This is a genomic window from Microbispora hainanensis, from assembly GCF_036186745.1.
Lineage (GTDB): Bacteria > Actinomycetota > Actinomycetes > Streptosporangiales > Streptosporangiaceae > Microbispora.
The window spans coordinates 7162410-7179816 of the sequence record NZ_CP108086.1; the positions used below are offsets into that span (position 1 = coordinate 7162410).

Consider the following 17407-nt stretch of genomic DNA (forward strand, 5'->3'; position numbering starts at 1 on the left):
GGCCGACGCGGCAGGCTCTCATCGCACGGCGAGACGGCCGACGCGGCACCCTGTCACCGCACGGCAAGACGGCCGACGCGGCACCCTGTCACCGCACGGCAAGACGGCCGGCGCGGCACGCTCTCGCCGCACGGCAAGACGGCCGACGCGGCACACCGTCACCGCTCAGCGAGACCGCCGGTGCGGCGGCCGAAGGGCCTCAGCGCCCAGGACACCGCGGTGAGCGCGGTCAGCATGGAGAGCACCCACACCTCGCCCACGGCGTACCCGGTGGTCAGGTGGGAGACCACGGCCCCGGTGTAGGTGAAGAAGACGCCCGCGTAGGCCCACTCCTTGACCAGCGCGCAACGCGGGACGAGCAGGGCGATCGCCCCCAGCACCTTCCAGGTGCCCAGCAGCACCAGGAAGTAGGACGGATAGCCCAGGTGCGTCACCAGGTCGCTGACGTACGGAATCCGCGCGATGTCCCAGACGCCGCCGATCGCCAGTTCGGCCGTCACCGCCACGGTGGACGTCCAGTAGCCGGCCGCGCGCACGCGTGCCCAGTTCCTGGTGCTGCTCGAAATCGTTGCCATGAGATGCTCCTTGTCACATCCGAGCAGGGTCCGGGTTCATCGCCATGAACCCCGGCGGCGGAAGGATGTGACCGATGGACGAAGACGGGCTGGCCGTACGCTTCGAGGAGCAGCGGCCCCACCTGCGGGCGGTCGCCTACCGGATGCTGGGCTCGCACGCGGAGGCGGACGACGCGGTGCAGAACGCGTGGCTGCGGCTCAGCGGCGCCGACACCGCCGGCGTGGCCAACCTCGCGGGCTGGCTGACCACCGTCGTCGCCCGGGAGTGCCTGAACATGCTCCGCGCGCGCCGCAACCGCCGTGAGGAACCCCTTCCCGACGTCACCGCCGAGCCCGCCGCCGAAGCCCACGACGCGGGAGATCCCGAAGCCGAGGCCCTGCTGGCCGACTCGATCGGTCCCGCGCTGATGGTCGTGCTCGACGGTCTCGCCCCCGCCGAACGGCTCGCTTTCGTCCTGCACGACGTCTTCGCCGTGCCCTTCGGCGAGATCGCCGACATCGTGGGAAGGTCCCCCGCCGCCGCCCGTCAGCTCGCCAGCCGGGCCCGCAGACGGGTCGTGGGCGCGACCCCGCCCCGGCAGGTGGACATCGCCCGGCAGCGGCGGGTCGTGGACGCCTTCCTCACCGCGCTGCGGCATGGTGATTTCGACGGGCTGCTCGCCGTGCTCGATCCCGATGTCCTGCTCAGGGACGGCGACGCGGAGCCGGTGCGGGGTGCGCGAGCCGTGGGCGCCCATGCGCTCACCTTCTCGCGTGCCGCCCGGTTCGTACGGCCCGCATTGGTGGACGGCGCCGTTGGCCTCGCGATCGTCCCGCAAGGACGCCTCATCGGGGCGCTGGCCTTCACCTTCGATCACGACAAGATCACCGCGATCGAGATGATCGACGATCCGGGCCGCCTGCGGCACGTCGACCTGGCGGCTCTCCGCCCGTGACCGCGTCGCGTCCCCGCCTCTGACCACATCGCGTCCCCGCCTCTGACCGCGTCGCGTGCCCGCCTCGCCGTGGCGGGGGCGGGGTGACGGACGGACAGTCCAAGATTCCGGACCTGCCGCCGCAGCCGTCCTTGGCGCATGCTCGGGCCGCCGGGAGAGTCGAGCCATGAAACGGACGACACCCATACGTGAAAAGGAGCCTCGAAGCCTAGGGGCGCTCATCCGGGCCTGGCGGGAGCGCGCGCTGCTGACCCAGGAGCAGCTCGCCGACCGGGCGGGCGTCAACGTCCGCACCATCGGCAGGATCGAGGGCGACGCCGTGGGGCGGCCCCGCAGCGCGTCGCTTCGGCGGCTGGCCGAGGCGCTGGGCCTGGACGGGCGGGAGCGGGCCCTGCTCGCCGCGGCCGCGTGCCGCGAACCGGTCCGGCAAGACAGTGAGGCCACCTCCGTGCGGGTCGGATCCGCGTGCCGCTGCCGGTCGCACCGGTGGCGGTCGCGTCTGGACGCCTGGCACTGATCACCGAGCCCATGCCGGTCACCCCAGTTCCGGTCACCCGGACACCTGCGGCCGGTGCCGACGTGACGACCCGCGGCGCGCTTCCCGAACGTCACCGGGGAAGCGCGCCGCGGGTGGCGGTCTCAGGCCATCACGGCACGGCTGACAAGCGGCTCACCGCTTCTGCAGACCACGCAGAAGAGCCAGAGCTGGACCGCGACGACGGTGCCGCCGTCACGGAGGTTCCGGCAGTAGGCGCGGTAGTTCCCGGTCGCCTCATATGCGCTGCCCGCGGCCACGCACTTCCCGCACGCGTTGGGCTGGGAGTAGGTGGCCTCCAGGAAGGAGCCCGACGGAGGCAGCGAGATCGAGCAGCTCACGGCGGGCGCGAACCCGGCCGTGGCAGGCTCCGCCCTCGCCTGCGTCTGCACCTCCCCCTGCACCCCCACCTCCCCCTGCACCCCCACCTCCGCGTGCACCCCCGCATCCCCCTGCACCCCCACTGCCCGCCGCACCTCCCCCCGCACCTGCGCATTGGCTGGGGTTGCGCTCGCGATGGCCCCCGCCATCAGCGCGAACGCCGCGCCCAGTCCGATGGTCGTCTTCGTCAAGGAGCGCACGGTCATGATGTCGTCCTTCCGATCGCATCCGTCAGGCGTGACCGGCGCCGGTCGTCGCGGCTGTCAGCGGTCCGCGGAGCGCCGTACCGTCTCCGGAGGACCGCCTCGTGCGGACCTTCACGTCGGCGACGCCGGAGTGGGGAAACAGCGGCGCTCCCCGCCGCGCGTCGGCGTGCATGCACCGGTCATGGCTCCACTCTCCTGGCTGCTCGCGTGGCGAACCAGGGCGTCCACCGGCCATTCGCCGGGCATTCCCCGGGCACCATGCCCTGAGCATCCCGCCCTGAGCATCCCGCCCTGAGCATCACGCCCGCCCGGCCAACACGTGGCACTCCTTGCGCACCCCGCGAACCGCGTGATCCTGTGATGTGCGGCTTCGCGGCAGGGTTCCGTCCGGCCTCCTGTCAGGCGAGCCGCTCACGGGCGCCGCGACGAAGGCCGTGTGTTCGCCGGCGCACTCCGCCCAACAGCGTCACTCCGCCCGACAACGCCGCTCTGCCAGACGGCGGACTTCAGCGGGCGGCGGCGTCGACGGCCTGGGCCGACAGGACGTGGTCGAGCACCATGAGGGCACAGCCGGTGATGCCGGCGCCGGGCCCGAGGCGGCTGCGCTCGATGCGCAGGCTGCGGGTGGCGAGCTGGGTCGAGCGCCGGTAGACGACCTCGCGCACGCCCGACACGAGCGGCTGGAACATCTCGGCGACGTCGCCGCCGAGGACCACGACGGCGGGGTTGAGCAGGTTGACCGCACCGGAGATGACCTCGCCCAGCCAGCGGCCGGCCTGCCGCACCACGGCCATGGTCTCCGCGTCGCCTGCCCGGACCAGGGCGGTCACGTCGGCGAGCGACATCACGTCGCGGCCCTTCGCCCGCAGGTCGCGCAGGATGGCGGTGCCGCTGGCGACCGAGTCGACGCAGTCGAGGTTGCCGCAGCGGCACAGCACTCCGCCGCCGTCCCGCACGGGGATGTGCCCGATCTCCCCGGCCGCGCCGAGCGCGCCGCGCAGGATGCCGCCGCCGGAGATGACTCCGGCGCCGATGCGGGTGGAGACCTTCACGAACAGCAGGTCGTCGAGCTCCGAGGCGTAGACGACCCGGTGCTCGCCCATCGCGATGACGTTCACGTCGTTGTCCACGAGCACCGGCACGTCGAACCGCTCGGCGATGATCGGCGGGATCACCACGCCGGTCCAGCTCGCCATCACGCGGGCGCTCTCGACCCGGCCGGCGGCGAACTCCACGGTCGCAGGCACGCCCAGGCCGATGCCGACGACGTCGTCGCGCCCGTCGAGCAGCTTTTCCCAGGTGTCCATGAGCAGGGGCAGGACGACGCCCGGCCCCTCCTCGACGTCGATGTCCAGGTCGGTGCGGTGCAGCACCTCGCCCGCGAGGTCGCACAGCGCGATCTGCGTACGGCGGGCGCCGAGCGAGGCCACCGGGACGACTCCCCCGGAGGTGGCGAAGCGCAGTCGCATGGGCGGGCGGCCGCCGGTGGACGGCCCCTCGGCGTCCTCCACGATCAACCCGCGCTGCAGCAGGTCGCTGACGCGGTGCGCGACGGCCGGTCGGGACAGGCCCGTCACACGGCCGATGTCGGCGCGCGTCACCGCCTCCCCGCTCCGGATGAGCTGGAGGACCTCGCCGGTCGTGGCTAGACGTGACATCGAGCGTAAGTGAAGCACAGAAGCTCACCTAAGTTCAATGACTTATTCATTCGAAGTTACAAAAGTCGGCTTGAAAAGTCGCATAACTTCCCGATACTGTCCCTTCCGTGCCCGATCGACACCTGGTGCCCGATCAACGGGTCGAAGACCGGACGTCAGGCCGGGCACACGTCCCGGGACGAAGGATCCGGGGCGAGTTGGACCCCGCCTCGCGGCGGCCCCGGCAGGAGGAGAACCTTCCGTGACGCACCCCGTTATCACCGAGGTCACCGAACGCGTGGTCGCGCGCAGCCGCGAGAGCCGCGAGGCCTACCTGGAGCGGGTGCGCCGCGCCGGGGCCGAACTGCGTGAGCGGGGGCCGGCCCGGGGGCGGCTCGGCTGCGCCAACCTGGCCCACGGCTTCGCCGCCGCACCTGCCGAGGACAAGATCGGCCTGCGTGGTACGGCGAAGCCGGGCGTGGCCATCGTGACCTCGTACAACGACATGCTGTCGGCGCACCAGCCGTACGAGACCTACCCGCCAGAGCTGAAGCGGGCGGTCCGCGAGGCGGGCGGCGTGGCACAGGTCGCGGGCGGCGTGCCCGCGATGTGCGACGGCGTCACCCAGGGCCGGGCCGGCATGGAGCTGTCGCTCTACAGCCGCGACGTGATCGCGATGGCGACCGCGATCGCGCTGTCGCACGACATGTTCGACGCGTCCCTGCTGCTCGGGGTCTGCGACAAGATCGTCCCGGGACTGCTCATCGGCGCCTTACGCTTCGGGCACCTGCCGGCGATATTCGTCCCCGCCGGGCCCATGACCTCGGGCCTGCCCAACAAGGTCAAGGCCAGGGCGCGGCAGGCCTTCGCGGAAGGCAAGATCGGCCGACTGGAGATGCTCGACGCCGAGGCCTCGTCCTACCACTCCCCCGGCACCTGCACGTTCTACGGCACCGCCAACTCCAACCAGCTCCTCATGGAGGTCATGGGCCTCCACCTGCCGGGAGCGACGTTCGTCAACCCGCACACCGAGCTGCGGCGCGCGCTGACCGCGGCGGCGGCCCGGCGGGCGGTCGCGATCACCCCGCACGGCGCGGAGTACACGCCCGTCGCCGAGGTCGTGGACGAGAAGGCGATCGTCAACGCGGTCGTCGCGCTGCTGGCCTCCGGCGGCTCCACCAACCACACGATGCACCTGGTCGCCATGGCCGCGGCCGCCGGCATCGAGCTGACCTGGGACGACATGGCGGCCCTGTCGAAGGTCGTGCCGCTGATCACCCGCATGTACCCCAACGGCCAGGCGGACGTGAACCACTTCCAGGCCGCGGGCGGCATGGCGGTGTTCATCGGCGACCTGCTCGACGCCGGGCTGCTCCACGAGGACGTGCTCACGGTCGCCGGGCGCGGACTCGGCCTCTACCGCTCGGCTCCCACGCTCAAGGACGGCGCGCTGGTGTGGGACGAGCGGACCGAGCCCAGCACCGACACCGACGTGCTCCGGCCGGTCGCCGAGCCGTTCTCCCCCGACGGGGGCATCCACATGCTGACGGGCAACCTGGGCCGGGCGGTGAGCAAGGTCTCCGCCGTCAAGCCCGAGCACCTGGTGATCGAGGCCCCCGCCAAGGTGTTCGACGACCAGCTCGACCTGCTCGCCGCGTTCGAGCGGGGCGAGCTCGACGGGCAGGACTTCGTCGCGGTCGTCCGCTATCAGGGCCCCCGGGCCAACGGCATGCCCGAGCTGCACAAGCTCACCCCACCGCTGGCCGTCCTGCTCGACCGCGGCCAGAAGGTGGCCATCGTCACCGACGGCCGCATGTCCGGCGCCTCGGGGAAGGTCCCCGCGGCGATCCACCTGTCTCCCGAGGCCGCCGACGGCGGGCCGATCGCGCTGCTGCGCGACGGCGACGTGATCCGCCTCGACTCGGCCGCCGGCACCCTCACCGTGCTCGCCGACCTCACCGGTCGTACGCCGGAGGGCGCCCCGCTGACCGACGAGCAGTGGGCCGGCACCGGCCGCGAGCTGTTCGCCTCGTTCCGCCGCACGGTCGGCCCGGCCGAGCGCGGCGCGAGCGTCTTCGGAGGTGCCGCGTGAGCCTTCCCTGGCTGGTCGCGGACGTCGGCGGAACCAACGCCAGGTTCGGTTTGGTGACCCGGCCCGGAGGGCAGCCGGAGGCGGTAGCCGTACTCGACGTTTCCCAGCATCTCGGCCTTGCCGATGCCGTAGCCGCCTATCTCGCAGACCATGCGGGCGGAGTTCGGCCGGGGGCCGCGTGCCTGGCGATCGCCGGTCCGGTCGAGGACGACCGATACCGGCTGACGAACGCGGGATGGACCGGGTCCGTCAAGGAGCTCGGCATCCCGCGTACGGTGCTGCTCAACGACTTCGAGGCGCTGGCGATCTCGCTGCCGCACCTGGCGGGGGACGACCTCGTGCCGCTCGGCGGCCCGCCGCCGACGGCCGGCCTGACGAAGGTCGTGCTCGGGCCCGGCACCGGGCTCGGGGTGGCCGGTCTCGTGCCCGTACGGGAGGGGTGGCAGCCGGTGCCCGGCGAGGGCGGGCACATCGCGGCTCCCGCCGTCACCGACCTGGAGATGGAGATCGTCCGGGCGGTGCGCGCGGACGGCCTGCCGTACGTGGACGCCGAGCACCTGCTGTCGGGCACCGGGCTGCCGCGCCTGCACCGCGGGCTCGCGCTCGTGCGCGGCGTCACGCCCGAGGACCGCACGGCCGCGCAGATCACCTCCTCGGACGACCCGCTGTGCGCCGAGACCGTGGAGGTCTTCCTCGCCATGCTCGGCAGCTTCGCCGGCGGCGTGGCGCTCACCTTCGCCGCGCGGGGCGGGGTATACCTGGGCGGCGGCGTGCTGCCCCGCCTGCTCTCGCGGATCCCGGGCAGCGCGTTCCGGGCCCGGTTCGAGACGACCGCGCCGGCGCTGACGGAGTACGCCGCCGCGATCGCCACCGTCCTGATCACCGCCGAGCAGCCCGCGCTGACGGGTGCGGCCGCCTGGCTCGCCCAACGAAATCCCGATGTGGAGCTGGTATGAGCAACCTTCTCGACCTCGCACCGGTCGTCCCGGTGGTCGTCCTGGACGACGCGGACAGCGCCGTCCCCCTCGCCCGGGCCCTGGTCACGGGCGGGCTGCCGGTCATCGAGGTCACGCTGCGCACCCCGGCCGCACTCGACGCCATCCGGCGGATCGCCGCCGAGGTGCCGGAGGCCGTGGTCGGCGCGGGCACCGTGCGCTCGCCCGAGGACGTGGAGGCCGCGGTCGAGGCCGGGTCCCGCTTCCTCGTCTCCCCCGGCACCACGCCCGGCCTGCTCGCGGCCATGCTCGCCTCGGGCGTGCCGTTCCTGCCGGGCGTCGCCACGGCCACCGAGGCGATGACGCTGGCCGAGCGCGGTGTGCGCGAGCTCAAGTTCTTCCCGGCCGAGCCGGCCGGCGGCGTCGCGTATCTCAAGTCGCTGGGCGGCCCGCTGCCCGACGTGCGGTTCTGTCCCACGGGTGGGATCACCCCGTCGAACGCGCCGGCCTACCTCGCCCTGCCGAACGTCGGCTGCGTCGGCGGGAGCTGGCTCACCCCGCGCAGCCTGGTCGCGGCGGGCGACTTCGCCAGGATCGAGAAGCTCGCGTCCGAGGCCGCCGCGCTGCGTCCTTGAGCGCTACGCCCCTGAGCGGATCCGGGTCCCTGAGCGCTTCCGGGTTCCAGAGCGCTCCCACCCGCGCCGGGGCCCCGAGCACTCCCCGGTCTCTGGGTTCGCTCCCAGCCATGCCGGGTCCCGAGTGCCCCGCCCCCGGGCGCTTTCCGGGGCTCCTCAAGCTCGCCGGTCCGTCCTTCCTCCCTCGGCGGAGCCGGCGGCCATGCTCGTGACCGCGACCCGGACACGTCCATGGGTGCCGGGCCCGCGACCGCTCACCTGCGGTGGCGAGCCCGGCGTCACCCCATAACCAACCCCCGCGCACAGCCTCACGGGCAGCCTGACGGGCAGCCTTAGGACAGCGCGCGCAGCAGGGCGTCGGGGCCGATCGGGTCCTCGTGCGTGCCTTCCGAGGTGCACGCGTGCGCCCCGGCCACCGCGCCCAGCCGTACGCACTCCTCCAGGGGCCGGCCGGTCAGGCGTCCGTACAGGAAGCCGGACACGAACGCGTCGCCGGCGCCGTTGCTGTCGGCCACGGGACCGGGAGGCGGCGCGGCCGGGAAGGCGCGGATCCGCCCTCCGGCCAGCACGTGGCAGCCCGCGGCCCCGTCCGTGCACACGACCACCGACGCGCGGCCCCGCCCGGCGATCGCCCGCATGATCTCCTCGCGCCGCCCGCCGAGCCTGGCCGCCGACAGGAAGACCACGTCGGAGGAGTAGGCGAAATCCTCGTGATGTGGGTTCTTCCCGTCCCAGTCGTGCAGGTCGGTCGAGACCGTCGTGCCGTCGGGGATGTCGGCGTAGACGTGCCGGGCGAAGTCCACGATCGAGACGTGGACGTGCCGGGCCGACCGGAGCGCGGGCAGGTAGAGGTCGCGCGGCATCCGCTGGCCGGGTACGGCCCTGGGGTCGAACAGCGACAGGCGCCTGCCGCCGGGGTCCACGAGCAGGACGCTGCGGCGGGTGCCCGCCTCCGACGGGGCGTGGGCGAAGTCCACGCCACGGGCGGCGAGGTGGCCGCGGATCAGCGCGCCCTGCGGGTCGTCGCCGATGAGGTCGACGAACTTCACGCGCAGGCCGAGGGCGTGGCAGCCGAGCGCGACCCCCGCGCCGGTGTTGCCGATCCGGTCCACCACGGGCGGCACGGCGTAGGTGTCGGCGTACGGCAGGGGCAGCTCGGGCACGTAGACGGTCGTGTCGACGCCGGCGCCGCCCACGACCAGGACGTCGATGGGATGATCGGTCATTGGCAACGCTCCGCGGAAGGTCGGGAGAGCCCGGCGTGGCGACCTCGCGTGGCCGCCGGGCCGGGGAAGGCGAGACCCCGGCAGGGGCTCAGCGGTTGACCAGCGGGCCCGAGCTGGTGGAGCCGCGCACCACGAGCTCGGGCTGGTAGACCAGCTCGACGTGCTTGGCGGGAGTGCCGCCGATCTCCTCGAGCAGGGTCTCGACGGCGGCGGCCGCCATCGCGACGATCGGCTTGCGCACGGTCGTGAGCGGCGGGTCGGTGAACGCCATCAGCGGCGAGTCGTCGAACCCGACGACCGACACGTCGCCGGGCACCGACAGCCCGCGCTCGCGGGCGGCGCGGATCGCGCCGAGCGCCATGAGGTCGCTCGCGCAGAAGATGCCGGTGCAGCCCCGGTCGAGCAGCGCCGAGGCGGCGGCCTGCCCGCCCTCCACGGAGAACAGCGAGTGCTGGATGAGGTCGTCGACGTCGGCCAGGCCGAGCAGCTGCGCCATCGCCTGGCGGAAGCCCTCGATCTTGCGGATGACCGGGACGAAGCGCCGCTGTCCCAGCGCGAGGCCGATGCGCTCGTGCCCGAGGTCCACCAGGTGCTGTACGGCCAGGCGCGCCGCGAGCCGGTCGTCGGGCGAGATGAACGGCGCGGGGATGGCCTCGTTGTAGCCGTCCACGAGCACGATCGGCAGCCCGCGGTCGGTGAGCCGGTTGTAGCGGTCCATCCTGGCGGTGGTGTCGGCGTGCAGGCCGGAGACGAAGACGATGCCGGACACGCCCCGGTCGAGGAGCATCTCGGTGAACTCGTCCTCGGGGGCTCCGCCGGGCTCCTGGGTGCACAGGATCGGCGTGAAGCCGTGCTGGATCAGCGACTTCTCCATCGCCTGGGCGAACGCCGGGAAGATCGGGTTGCCGAGCTCCGGGATCACCAGGCCGATCAGGCCGTTGCTGCGCTGGCGCAACCGCTGGGGCCGCTCGTAGCCCATCAGGTCGAGGGCGGTGAGCACGGCCTGGCGGGTGGCCGGGGAGACCCCCGCCTTGCCGTTGAGCACACGGCTCACCGTCGCCTCGCTGACTCCGGCCTGGGCGGCGATGTCGGCGAGCCGTGTGTTGTTCATGAGCATTACTTTAGACATTCCTCGCGGTCCACCAGGTGGCCGAGTCGGGAGCGAGCCGCACGTTTTCGCCGGACGTCTCGGGCCCTCCGCTGGCCAGCAGCAGGTCGCCGGGCGCCTCCGTCTCCACCCACTCCCGCGTCATGTTGATCACGCAGGCGAACGAGTCGCCGCGCCGGAACGCGAGCGTGCCGGGCGGGCTGTCGAGCCACGTCAGCGTGCCGTCGCCCAGCTCCGGGTGCTCCCGCCGGAGGGCGAGGGCGGCCCGATAGAGGCTGAGCATCGACGCGCCGTCGCGCAGCTGCGCCTCCACCGACAGGTCGCGCCAGTCGGCCGGCATCGGCAGCCAGCTCTCGTAGACGCCCGGCGGGGTGAAGCCGTACGGCGGCTCGCCCGCGGCGGTCCACGGGAGCGGCACCCGGCAGCCGTCGCGCCCGCTGTCGGGGTCGCGCAGCCGCTGCGGATCCTGGAGGTACTGCTCGGGCAGGTCGAGCACCTCGGGCAGCCCCAGCTCCTCGCCCTGGTAGATGTATGCGGAGCCGGGCAGCGCCAGCATGAGCAGCGCCGCCGCCCGCGCCCTGCGCAGGCCGCGCTCGCCGCCGCCGTAGCGGGTGACGTGCCGCTTGACGTCGTGGTTGGACAGGACCCAGGTCGAGGGCGCGCCCACCAGTGCCGCCGTGCGCACGGACTCGTCGATGACCTCCTTGAAGAGCGCCGCGTCCCAGGGCGTCTTGAGGAAGTGGAAGTTGAACGCCTGGTGCAGCTCGTCGGGGCGGACATAGTTGGCCAGCCGCTCGGGGGTGGGCGCCCACGCCTCGGCCACCCCGATCCGCTCGCCCTCGTAGGAGTCGAGGATGCGGCGCCAGGCCCGGTGGATCTCGTGCACGCCGTCCTGGTCGAAGAACGGCACGACCTGCGCGCCGATCATCTCGGCCTGGCCCCGGGCGCCCACGTCGGGCAGGCCCGGCGCCTTGACCATGCCGTGCGCCACGTCGATGCGGAAGCCGTCCACGCCGAGGTCGAGCCAGAACCGCAGCACGTCGGCGAACTCCTCGTGCACCTCCGGGTGCTCCCAGTTGAGGTCCGGCTGCTCGGGCGCGAACAGGTGCAGATACCACTGGCCGTCCTCGACGCGGGTCCAGGCGGGCCCGCCGAAGATCGACTCCCAGTCGTTGGGCGGCAGCTCGCCGGACGCGCCCTTGCCCTCCCGGAAGATGTAGCGCTCCCGCTCCGGGCTGCCCGGCCCGGCCTTCAGCGCGGCCTCGAACCAGGGGTGGCGGTCGGAGGTGTGGTTGGGCACCACGTCCACGATGATCCGCAGGCCCAGCCGGTGGGCGTCGGCGATCAGCGCCTGGGCGTCCGCAAGCGCGCCGAAGAGCGGATCGACGTCGCGATAGTCGGCCACGTCGTATCCGAAGTCGGCCATCGGCGAGGGATAGAACGGCGTCAGCCAGATCGCGTCCACGCCGAGGTCGGACAGGTAGCCCAGGCGGCTGCGCACGCCGAGCAGGTCGCCGATCCCGTCACCGTTGCCGTCCGCGAAGCTGCGGACGTACACCTGGTAGATCACCGCGTCGCGCCACCACCGCGTCGAGACCGCGGACGGCTGGACGGCGAGTTCGGTCATTGGGATCCCCCGATTCTCATATAGGGTCACGCCTTCGTCGCGCCGGCCGTCAGGCCGGTCACGAGGTGGCGCTGGACGAGCAGGAAGACGACGGCCGCCGGGATCGCGATCAGCACCGACGAGGCCGTCAGCAGGCCCCACTCCGCCTTGTGCTGGCCGACGAACTGGCTCAGGCCGACCGCGAGCGTGTACTTGTCGTCACCCGTCATGAACGCGGTCGCGTACGCGACCTCCGCCCAGGCGGTGATGAACGAGTAGAACGCGGCCACGGCGAGGCCGGGCTTGGCCAGCGGCAGGATGAGCCGCCAGAACGTGCCGAAGGGGGTCAGGCCGTCGACCCGGCCGGCCTCGTCGATCGTCACGGGGACGGTGTCGAAGTAGCCCTTCATCATCCACGCGCAGAACGGCACGGTGGAGGTGAGGTAGGCGATGACGAGCGACGGGAACTGGTTGATCAGCCCGAGCCCGGCCATCAGGTTGTAGATCGGCACGATCAGGATGGCCACGGGGAACATCTGCGTGATCAGGAGCATCCACATCACCGAGCGGAAGCCGGGGAAGCGGAAACGGCTGACCGCGTAGCCGGTCGTGGCCGACAGCAGCACGCCGAGCACCGCCGTGGTCAGCGACACGATCACGGAGTTGGCGGCCCAGGTGAGGAACCGGGTCTCCCCGAGGACCTGCGTGTAGTTGGCGAGCGTGGGGTGGTCGATCGGCGCGACCGAGGCGGTCTCGATGACCGTCCGCGGCTTGAGCGAGGTCAGCACCAGCCACGCGACCGGGAACACCGACACGATGCTCGCCGCGATCAGCGTGAGATGCAGGGCGATCGACCTGCCGGGGCTGCGCCTGTCGCGGCTCCACGCGGCGGCGGGAGCGGCCCGGCTCACCATGCCTCCCCCTGCTGCCTGAGCGCGCGCCGGTAGACCGTGGCCATGACGACGAGCAGCGCGAGGATCACCATGCCCCAGGCCGCGGAGCCCGAGTAGTTCCTGATGCCCTCGAAGGCCTGGCGGTAGGCGTACGTCACGAGGATCTCCGTGGCTCCGCCCGGTCCTCCCCTGGTCAGCAGGAAGATGACCGGGAACTGGTTGAAGGTCCAGATCGTGCCGAGCAGCACGACCGTGCTCGACACCGGGCGCAGGCCCGGCAGCGTGATGTGGCGGAAGCGCTGCCACGGCGTGGCGCCGTCCACCTCGGCGGCCTCGTACAGCTCGCGCGGGATGGCCTGCAGGCCGCCCAGCAGCGCGAGCATCATGAACGGCACGCCCAGCCACACGTTGCAGGCGATCACCGAGACCTTGGCCCAGAACGGGTCGTCGAGCCAGCTGACGCCGGCGAACCCCGCGGCCCGCAGCATGGCGTTGACCACGCCGAACTCGCCGTTCAGCAGGTAGCGCCAGATGAACGCGGACACGAAGGCCGGCACGGCCCAGGGCAGCACGAGCAGGATCCGGTAGAGCGACCGCAGCCGCATGGGCCGGTTCATCAGCAGCGCCAGGCCCAGGCCGATGCTCACGTGCAGGGCGACGCAGACGACGGTCCACACGATCGTCCAGGTGAGCCGGCCGAGGAACTCCGCGGACGTGAGGATGTCGGTGTAGTTCTTCAGGCCCACGAACTCGTAGGTGGACGGGATGACGTTCATCCCGATCGTGCGGCCCATGTTGCCCTCGGTCGCGTCGGTGAGCGACAGGTACACGCCTCGCACGAGGGGGTAGCCGACGAGCACCAGCGTCACTATGACGACCGGCGCGGTCATCGCCCAGGCGTACCAGTGGCGCGACAGAAGGCGCCGCGCCCCCGGACGGGGCGCGGCCCTTCTCGTCGCGACGACGTCAGCCGTCATCGCCTACAGGCTCCAGCCCTTGAGGATGCCCTGGTAGGCGGTGGCGACGTCCGTGAGCATGGGCTCGGTCGTCGTCTGCCCGCCCGCGAGCTTCTGGTAGCCCTCGACCAGCGGCTGGAACAGCGAGGCGGCCTCCGGGATCCAGGGACGCTCGACGGCCGTCTCCATCGGCTTCTGCCACTGGGCGATCTTGGGGTTGGCCGTCGCCTCGGGCGCGCTGTAGGCGGGCTGGCGGGTCGGCAGCAGGCCGAGCTTGCCGGCGACCTTGGCCTGGCTCTCCGCGCTGGCCATGAACTGGACGAACAGGTAGGACGCGTCCAGGTTCTTCGAGCCCGCGTACACGGTGTAGTCGTGGCCGCCCAGCGGCGAGCCCGCCTTCACCGAGCCGGCCGGAACCGGGGCGACGCCGAAGTTGTCCGGATTGTCCTTGAACACCTTGCCACCGAGGTTGTCCGCGTTGGACCACGGGCCGTTGAAGATCATCGCGACCTTGCCGTCCTTGAACGCGGTCTCTGCGTTCGTGTAGCTGTCCTGCAGCGCGGGCTTGACGGCGGCGCCGGACGTGATCAGGTCTTCGACGATCTTCACCCCCGCCACGCTCTGCGGAGACGAGATCGTGATCTTCTTGTTCTGGACGTCGACGAAGTCGCCGCCCTCGCCATAGATGAACGGAAGCAGGAAGTAGGCGTCCACGTTGAGGGCGAGGCCGCCCGCTCCGGTCTTCGACTTGACGTCGAGCGCCACCTTCTTGAGGTCGGCCATCGTCGCCGGAGGCTGGTCGTAGCCCGCCTTCTTCAGTAGTTCCTTGTTGTACAGGAGGCCGAGGGTGTCCGTCACCTGCGGCACGCCGTACGTCTTGCCGTCGAACCTGCCGCTCGCCGCCGGGACCGGCAGGAACTCCTCGGGCTTGTCGACTGCCGGGGTGCCGTCGAGCGGCGCGAGGTAGCCCAGCGACGCGAACTCCGCGACCCAGCCCACGTCGGTGCGCAGCACGTCCGGCGCGCCCGCCCCGGACTGCGCGGCGGTCTTGAACTTGTCCCGCGCGTTCGCGAACGGCACGTTGACGTAGTTGACCTTGATCTTCGGGTATTTCGCCTCGAAGTCCTTGATGATCTCCTGGAAGACCGGGGCCTCGGTCGTGGCGTCCGAGGTGTCCCACCAGGTGACCGTTCCGGACACCTCGGCGGGGGCGGCGCTCTTGGCCGGGGCCGTTCCGGTGTCGCCGGAACCGTCGCCACAGGCGGTGACCGCCAAAGCGAGCGCCGCGGCCACCGCCGCGGACGTGAGGACTCGCCTCATGTGAGTCGCACTCCTTGCTCAGGGGGATTTGAGCGGAACGTAACAGGGGTGCGAGCAGGATGAAAGACGTTGCAGAAACTTTCAGCAATTTCGTTACATTTGACGCGCCGAAGAGGGCCGCAAGGAGGTCACAACGCGACCCTGACAGCCATCTTTAGCAATGAGAAAGTCACATGTAACGAGAAGTTGCATGTAGATGCCGGATCTTTCACGACACGTATGGACACGAGTGCCCGTGACGCGATGTACTACCTCATCATTCACACCGAAGGCTGGGGATCCGGGCGTGCCTGCCCGGGAGGAACGAGCGCGCATGAGCACCGTCGTCCTCGACAACGTGACGAAGATCTACCCGGGGGGGTACCTCGCGGTCGACCGCATGAACCTGCGCGCGGACGAGGGCGAGCTCCTCGTCCTGCTGGGACCGTCAGGTTGCGGTAAGTCCACGCTGCTCCGCATGATCGCGGGGCTGGAGGAGATCACCTCCGGTGACCTGTGGCTGGGCGGACAGCTCGCCAACAACCTCGCGCCCCGGGACCGGGACGTCGCGATGGTCTTCCAGAACGGCGCGCTGTATCCCCACCGGACGGTGCGGGGCAACCTGTCGTTCCCGCTGGAGATCGCCAAGGCGGACCCCACGATGGTCAAGCAGCGGGTCGTCGAGCTGTCGCGGGCGCTGCACATCGACGAGACGCTCGACCGGCGGCCGGGCACGCTGTCCGGTGGCCAGCGCCAGCGCGTGGCGATGGGCCGCGCCATCGTGCGCCAGCCCTCGCTGTTCCTGATGGACGAGCCGTTGTCCAACCTGGACGCCGGCATGCGCACCGAGCTGCGCATGGAGATCTCGTCGCTGGTGCGCTCGCTCGGCGTCACCACCATCTACGTCACGCACGACCAGGTCGAGGCCCTCACCCTGGCCGACCGCATCGCCATCATGAACCGCGGCGTGCTGCAGGACATCGGCACGCCGGCGCAGGTCTACAACGACCCCGCGACCGCGTTCACCGCCGCGTTCCTCAACTCCCAGCAGCTCAACCTGCTCGCGGCGACCGTGCGCACCCCGCAGAACCAGTTCATCATGCTCGACTTCGGCCCTCACCAGATCACGATGCCCTGGACCGATCCACGGGCGTACGCGGTGTCGCAGCACACGGGCATGCAGATCATCGTGGGGATCCGGCCGGACGGGCTGGTGCCGGTGCCGGAGCGTACGGAGGGCCCGACCTTCTTCGGCCGGGTCAGGACGCTGGAGTATCACGGTCACGAGTGGCTCGCCTACCTGGAGGCCGGGATCCCGGCCGTCAACGTGCCGGAGCCGCCGGACCGCCGCCAGCTCAACGGCGCGGCGGGCGGCGGCAAGGCCCGGTCGATGATGCGCCGCCTGCTGAACGGCTCGGCCGCGGTGGAGGAAGAGGAGCCGCCGCCGCTCTCGCAGTCGGGCACGCACCGCCGCGCGGACCTGATCGTCCGGCTCGGCAACCGGCCCGTGTGGCGCGCGGGCGACGCCGGCCGGGTCGCCGTCGACGTCTCCCGGCTCATGCTGTTCACGATGGACGGCAACCGCATCGACCCTCCGCGCCGATAACCCCGGTCACGATAACCCCGGTCACGATAACCCCGGTCAGACGGTGCGGCTGACGCCGCCGGCCAGCACGGAGACGATCCCCACCAGGCGCACGATCTTGTCCAGCTCCGCCCGGTGGAACGCGGGCCCCTGAGACCGCGCCACCACCAGGTGGACCCCGTCCATCGGCACGCTCGCCAGATACAGCCCGCCCTCCTCGAAGGCCGAGGCGCGCAGCGGGGTGAGGTCGGCCGCGGGGACGGTCTCCGGCGCCTGCCAGCTTCCGTGGACGATCGTGCCGTCGGCCGAGTCGACCGCCACCGCCCACTCGGCGCTGACCAGGTCGGGCACCGCGTCGACGAGGGTGACGTACGCGCGGTCGGGGTCCGCGGCGACGTGGCCGAGCAGGTCGTAGTCGGGGGTCGATCCGGGCACCTCGCGGGTCGGCCACACGGCCTCCACCCGCGTGCCGGGGACCACACCGATCCGTTCGCGCAGCACACCGGGCTCGAACACGCCCGACCAGGAGACGGTGAAGTCGTCGACCGCGCGGCCCGACTGCCGCTCCAGCACGGTCACCTGGAGGATGTCCGCGCCCATCACCCCGAACGCGCGCGCCACCTGGCCGAGCACCCCTGGCCGGTCGGGGAGCGAGACCCGCAGCCGCAGCAGCATCGCCACCACCTCCTTCTCATTGCGACACCAACAGTGTCGGACACACGTTTCGCGCCTGTTACGCCGGTGGGTCACGGAATGGCTGCAATGTTTCTGGAAGTTGCAGCAAAGTCTTGCACAGACCTGGG

Annotated in this window: 16 protein-coding genes; 6 read left to right on the plus strand and 10 right to left on the minus strand. The window is 71.6% G+C overall.

Going from position 1 to position 17407, the window contains the following annotated elements:
* Positions 1 to 158: 158 nt before the first annotated feature.
* Positions 159 to 575: a DoxX family protein gene (locus OHB01_RS32855; protein ID WP_205830359.1), complete on the minus strand. Its 417-nt coding sequence runs from the start codon at positions 573 to 575 to the stop codon at positions 159 to 161.
* A gap of 74 nt (positions 576 to 649) precedes the next feature.
* Between OHB01_RS32855 and OHB01_RS32860 the strand changes: the two genes are divergently transcribed.
* Positions 650 to 1510: a sigma-70 family RNA polymerase sigma factor gene (locus OHB01_RS32860; protein WP_147942747.1), complete on the plus strand. Its 861-nt coding sequence runs from the start codon at positions 650 to 652 to the stop codon at positions 1508 to 1510.
* Positions 1511 to 1676: 166 nt separating this feature from the next.
* Positions 1677 to 2027, plus strand: coding sequence for a helix-turn-helix transcriptional regulator (locus OHB01_RS32865; RefSeq protein ID WP_328854462.1), 351 nt, complete (start codon positions 1677 to 1679; stop codon positions 2025 to 2027).
* A 122-nt stretch (positions 2028 to 2149) separates the two neighbouring features.
* On the opposite strand, the gene OHB01_RS32870 is transcribed toward OHB01_RS32865, so the two are convergent.
* Both OHB01_RS32870 and OHB01_RS32875 read right to left on the minus strand, forming a co-directional pair.
* The gene (locus OHB01_RS32870) at positions 2150 to 2632 is read right to left on the minus strand and encodes a hypothetical protein (protein ID WP_328854463.1); all 483 of its coding nucleotides are present in this window, start codon (positions 2630 to 2632) and stop codon (positions 2150 to 2152) included.
* Positions 2633 to 3138: 506 nt separating this feature from the next.
* Positions 3139 to 4290, minus strand: a complete 1152-nt coding sequence (locus OHB01_RS32875; protein ID WP_142648341.1) for an ROK family transcriptional regulator — start codon at positions 4288 to 4290, stop codon at positions 3139 to 3141.
* A gap of 241 nt (positions 4291 to 4531) precedes the next feature.
* Here OHB01_RS32875 and edd point away from each other — a divergent pair, with 241 nt between their 5' ends.
* The 3 genes from edd to eda are packed head-to-tail and all read left to right on the plus strand — an operon-like array spanning position 4532 to position 7931.
* Complete coding sequence (gene edd / locus OHB01_RS32880; protein ID WP_142648340.1) at positions 4532 to 6361, plus strand: phosphogluconate dehydratase; 1830 nt, start codon at positions 4532 to 4534, stop codon at positions 6359 to 6361.
* On the plus strand, positions 6358 to 7317 hold the full coding sequence (locus OHB01_RS32885; protein ID WP_328854464.1) for a glucokinase: 960 nt from the start codon (positions 6358 to 6360) through the stop codon (positions 7315 to 7317). The genes edd and OHB01_RS32885 overlap by 4 nt, the downstream gene beginning before the upstream one ends.
* Positions 7314 to 7931 carry a bifunctional 4-hydroxy-2-oxoglutarate aldolase/2-dehydro-3-deoxy-phosphogluconate aldolase gene (eda, locus tag OHB01_RS32890; RefSeq protein ID WP_147942750.1) on the plus strand — a complete coding sequence of 206 codons (618 nt, stop codon included), beginning with the start codon at positions 7314 to 7316 and terminating at the stop codon, positions 7929 to 7931. The genes OHB01_RS32885 and eda overlap by 4 nt, the downstream gene beginning before the upstream one ends.
* Positions 7932 to 8263: 332 nt before the next feature.
* Here eda and OHB01_RS32895 read toward each other — a convergent pair whose 3' ends face one another.
* The 6 genes from OHB01_RS32895 to OHB01_RS32920 all read right to left on the minus strand — a co-directional run bounded on the left by OHB01_RS32895 (position 8264) and on the right by OHB01_RS32920 (position 15040).
* The gene (locus OHB01_RS32895; RefSeq protein WP_328710262.1) at positions 8264 to 9157 is read right to left on the minus strand and encodes a carbohydrate kinase family protein; all 894 of its coding nucleotides are present in this window, start codon (positions 9155 to 9157) and stop codon (positions 8264 to 8266) included.
* 88 nt (positions 9158 to 9245) lie between these two features.
* Complete coding sequence (locus tag OHB01_RS32900) at positions 9246 to 10268, minus strand: LacI family DNA-binding transcriptional regulator (protein WP_142648336.1); 1023 nt, start codon at positions 10266 to 10268, stop codon at positions 9246 to 9248.
* 10 nt (positions 10269 to 10278) lie between these two features.
* Entirely contained in the window at positions 10279 to 11892 is a 1614-nt protein-coding gene (locus tag OHB01_RS32905) for a glycoside hydrolase family 13 protein (protein ID WP_328710263.1), read from the minus strand.
* Positions 11893 to 11918: 26 nt separating this feature from the next.
* A complete protein-coding gene (locus OHB01_RS32910) occupies positions 11919 to 12785 on the minus strand; it encodes a sugar ABC transporter permease (protein ID WP_142648334.1) in 867 nt (288 codons plus the stop codon).
* A complete protein-coding gene (locus tag OHB01_RS32915) occupies positions 12779 to 13741 on the minus strand; it encodes a sugar ABC transporter permease (RefSeq protein WP_328854465.1) in 963 nt (320 codons plus the stop codon). The genes OHB01_RS32910 and OHB01_RS32915 overlap by 7 nt, the downstream gene beginning before the upstream one ends.
* 3 nt (positions 13742 to 13744) lie before the next feature.
* Positions 13745 to 15040 (minus strand): extracellular solute-binding protein, encoded by a 1296-nt coding sequence (locus OHB01_RS32920; protein ID WP_142648332.1) that lies wholly within the window; start codon positions 15038 to 15040, stop codon positions 13745 to 13747.
* A 313-nt stretch (positions 15041 to 15353) separates the two neighbouring features.
* Here OHB01_RS32920 and OHB01_RS32925 point away from each other — a divergent pair, with 313 nt between their 5' ends.
* On the plus strand, positions 15354 to 16625 hold the full coding sequence (locus OHB01_RS32925; protein WP_142648331.1) for an ABC transporter ATP-binding protein: 1272 nt from the start codon (positions 15354 to 15356) through the stop codon (positions 16623 to 16625).
* A 36-nt stretch (positions 16626 to 16661) separates the two neighbouring features.
* On the opposite strand, the gene OHB01_RS32930 is transcribed toward OHB01_RS32925, so the two are convergent.
* A complete protein-coding gene (locus OHB01_RS32930; RefSeq protein ID WP_328855877.1) occupies positions 16662 to 17279 on the minus strand; it encodes an amino acid-binding protein in 618 nt (205 codons plus the stop codon).
* Positions 17280 to 17407 lie beyond the last annotated feature (128 nt).

Excerpts from the sequence above, each read along its gene's own strand:
- OHB01_RS32910 (WP_142648334.1), bottom strand. The coding sequence starts at position 12,785 with ATGGTGAGCCGGGCCGCTCCCGCCGCCGCGTGGAGCCGCGACAGGCGC.
- OHB01_RS32925 (WP_142648331.1), top strand. The coding sequence starts at position 15,354 with ATGAGCACCGTCGTCCTCGACAACGTGACGAAGATCTACCCGGGGGGG.
- OHB01_RS32860 (WP_147942747.1), top strand. The coding sequence starts at position 650 with ATGGACGAAGACGGGCTGGCCGTACGCTTCGAGGAGCAGCGGCCCCAC.
- OHB01_RS32870 (WP_328854463.1), bottom strand. The coding sequence starts at position 2,632 with ATGACCGTGCGCTCCTTGACGAAGACGACCATCGGACTGGGCGCGGCG.
- OHB01_RS32875 (WP_142648341.1), bottom strand. The coding sequence starts at position 4,290 with ATGTCACGTCTAGCCACGACCGGCGAGGTCCTCCAGCTCATCCGGAGC.
- OHB01_RS32895 (WP_328710262.1), bottom strand. The coding sequence starts at position 9,157 with ATGACCGATCATCCCATCGACGTCCTGGTCGTGGGCGGCGCCGGCGTC.
- OHB01_RS32855 (WP_205830359.1), bottom strand. The coding sequence starts at position 575 with ATGGCAACGATTTCGAGCAGCACCAGGAACTGGGCACGCGTGCGCGCG.
- OHB01_RS32905 (WP_328710263.1), bottom strand. The coding sequence starts at position 11,892 with ATGACCGAACTCGCCGTCCAGCCGTCCGCGGTCTCGACGCGGTGGTGG.
- OHB01_RS32915 (WP_328854465.1), bottom strand. The coding sequence starts at position 13,741 with ATGACGGCTGACGTCGTCGCGACGAGAAGGGCCGCGCCCCGTCCGGGG.
- OHB01_RS32900 (WP_142648336.1), bottom strand. The coding sequence starts at position 10,268 with ATGAACAACACACGGCTCGCCGACATCGCCGCCCAGGCCGGAGTCAGC.
- OHB01_RS32865 (WP_328854462.1), top strand. The coding sequence starts at position 1,677 with ATGAAACGGACGACACCCATACGTGAAAAGGAGCCTCGAAGCCTAGGG.
- eda (WP_147942750.1), top strand. The coding sequence starts at position 7,314 with ATGAGCAACCTTCTCGACCTCGCACCGGTCGTCCCGGTGGTCGTCCTG.
- OHB01_RS32920 (WP_142648332.1), bottom strand. The coding sequence starts at position 15,040 with ATGAGGCGAGTCCTCACGTCCGCGGCGGTGGCCGCGGCGCTCGCTTTG.
- OHB01_RS32930 (WP_328855877.1), bottom strand. The coding sequence starts at position 17,279 with ATGCTGCTGCGGCTGCGGGTCTCGCTCCCCGACCGGCCAGGGGTGCTC.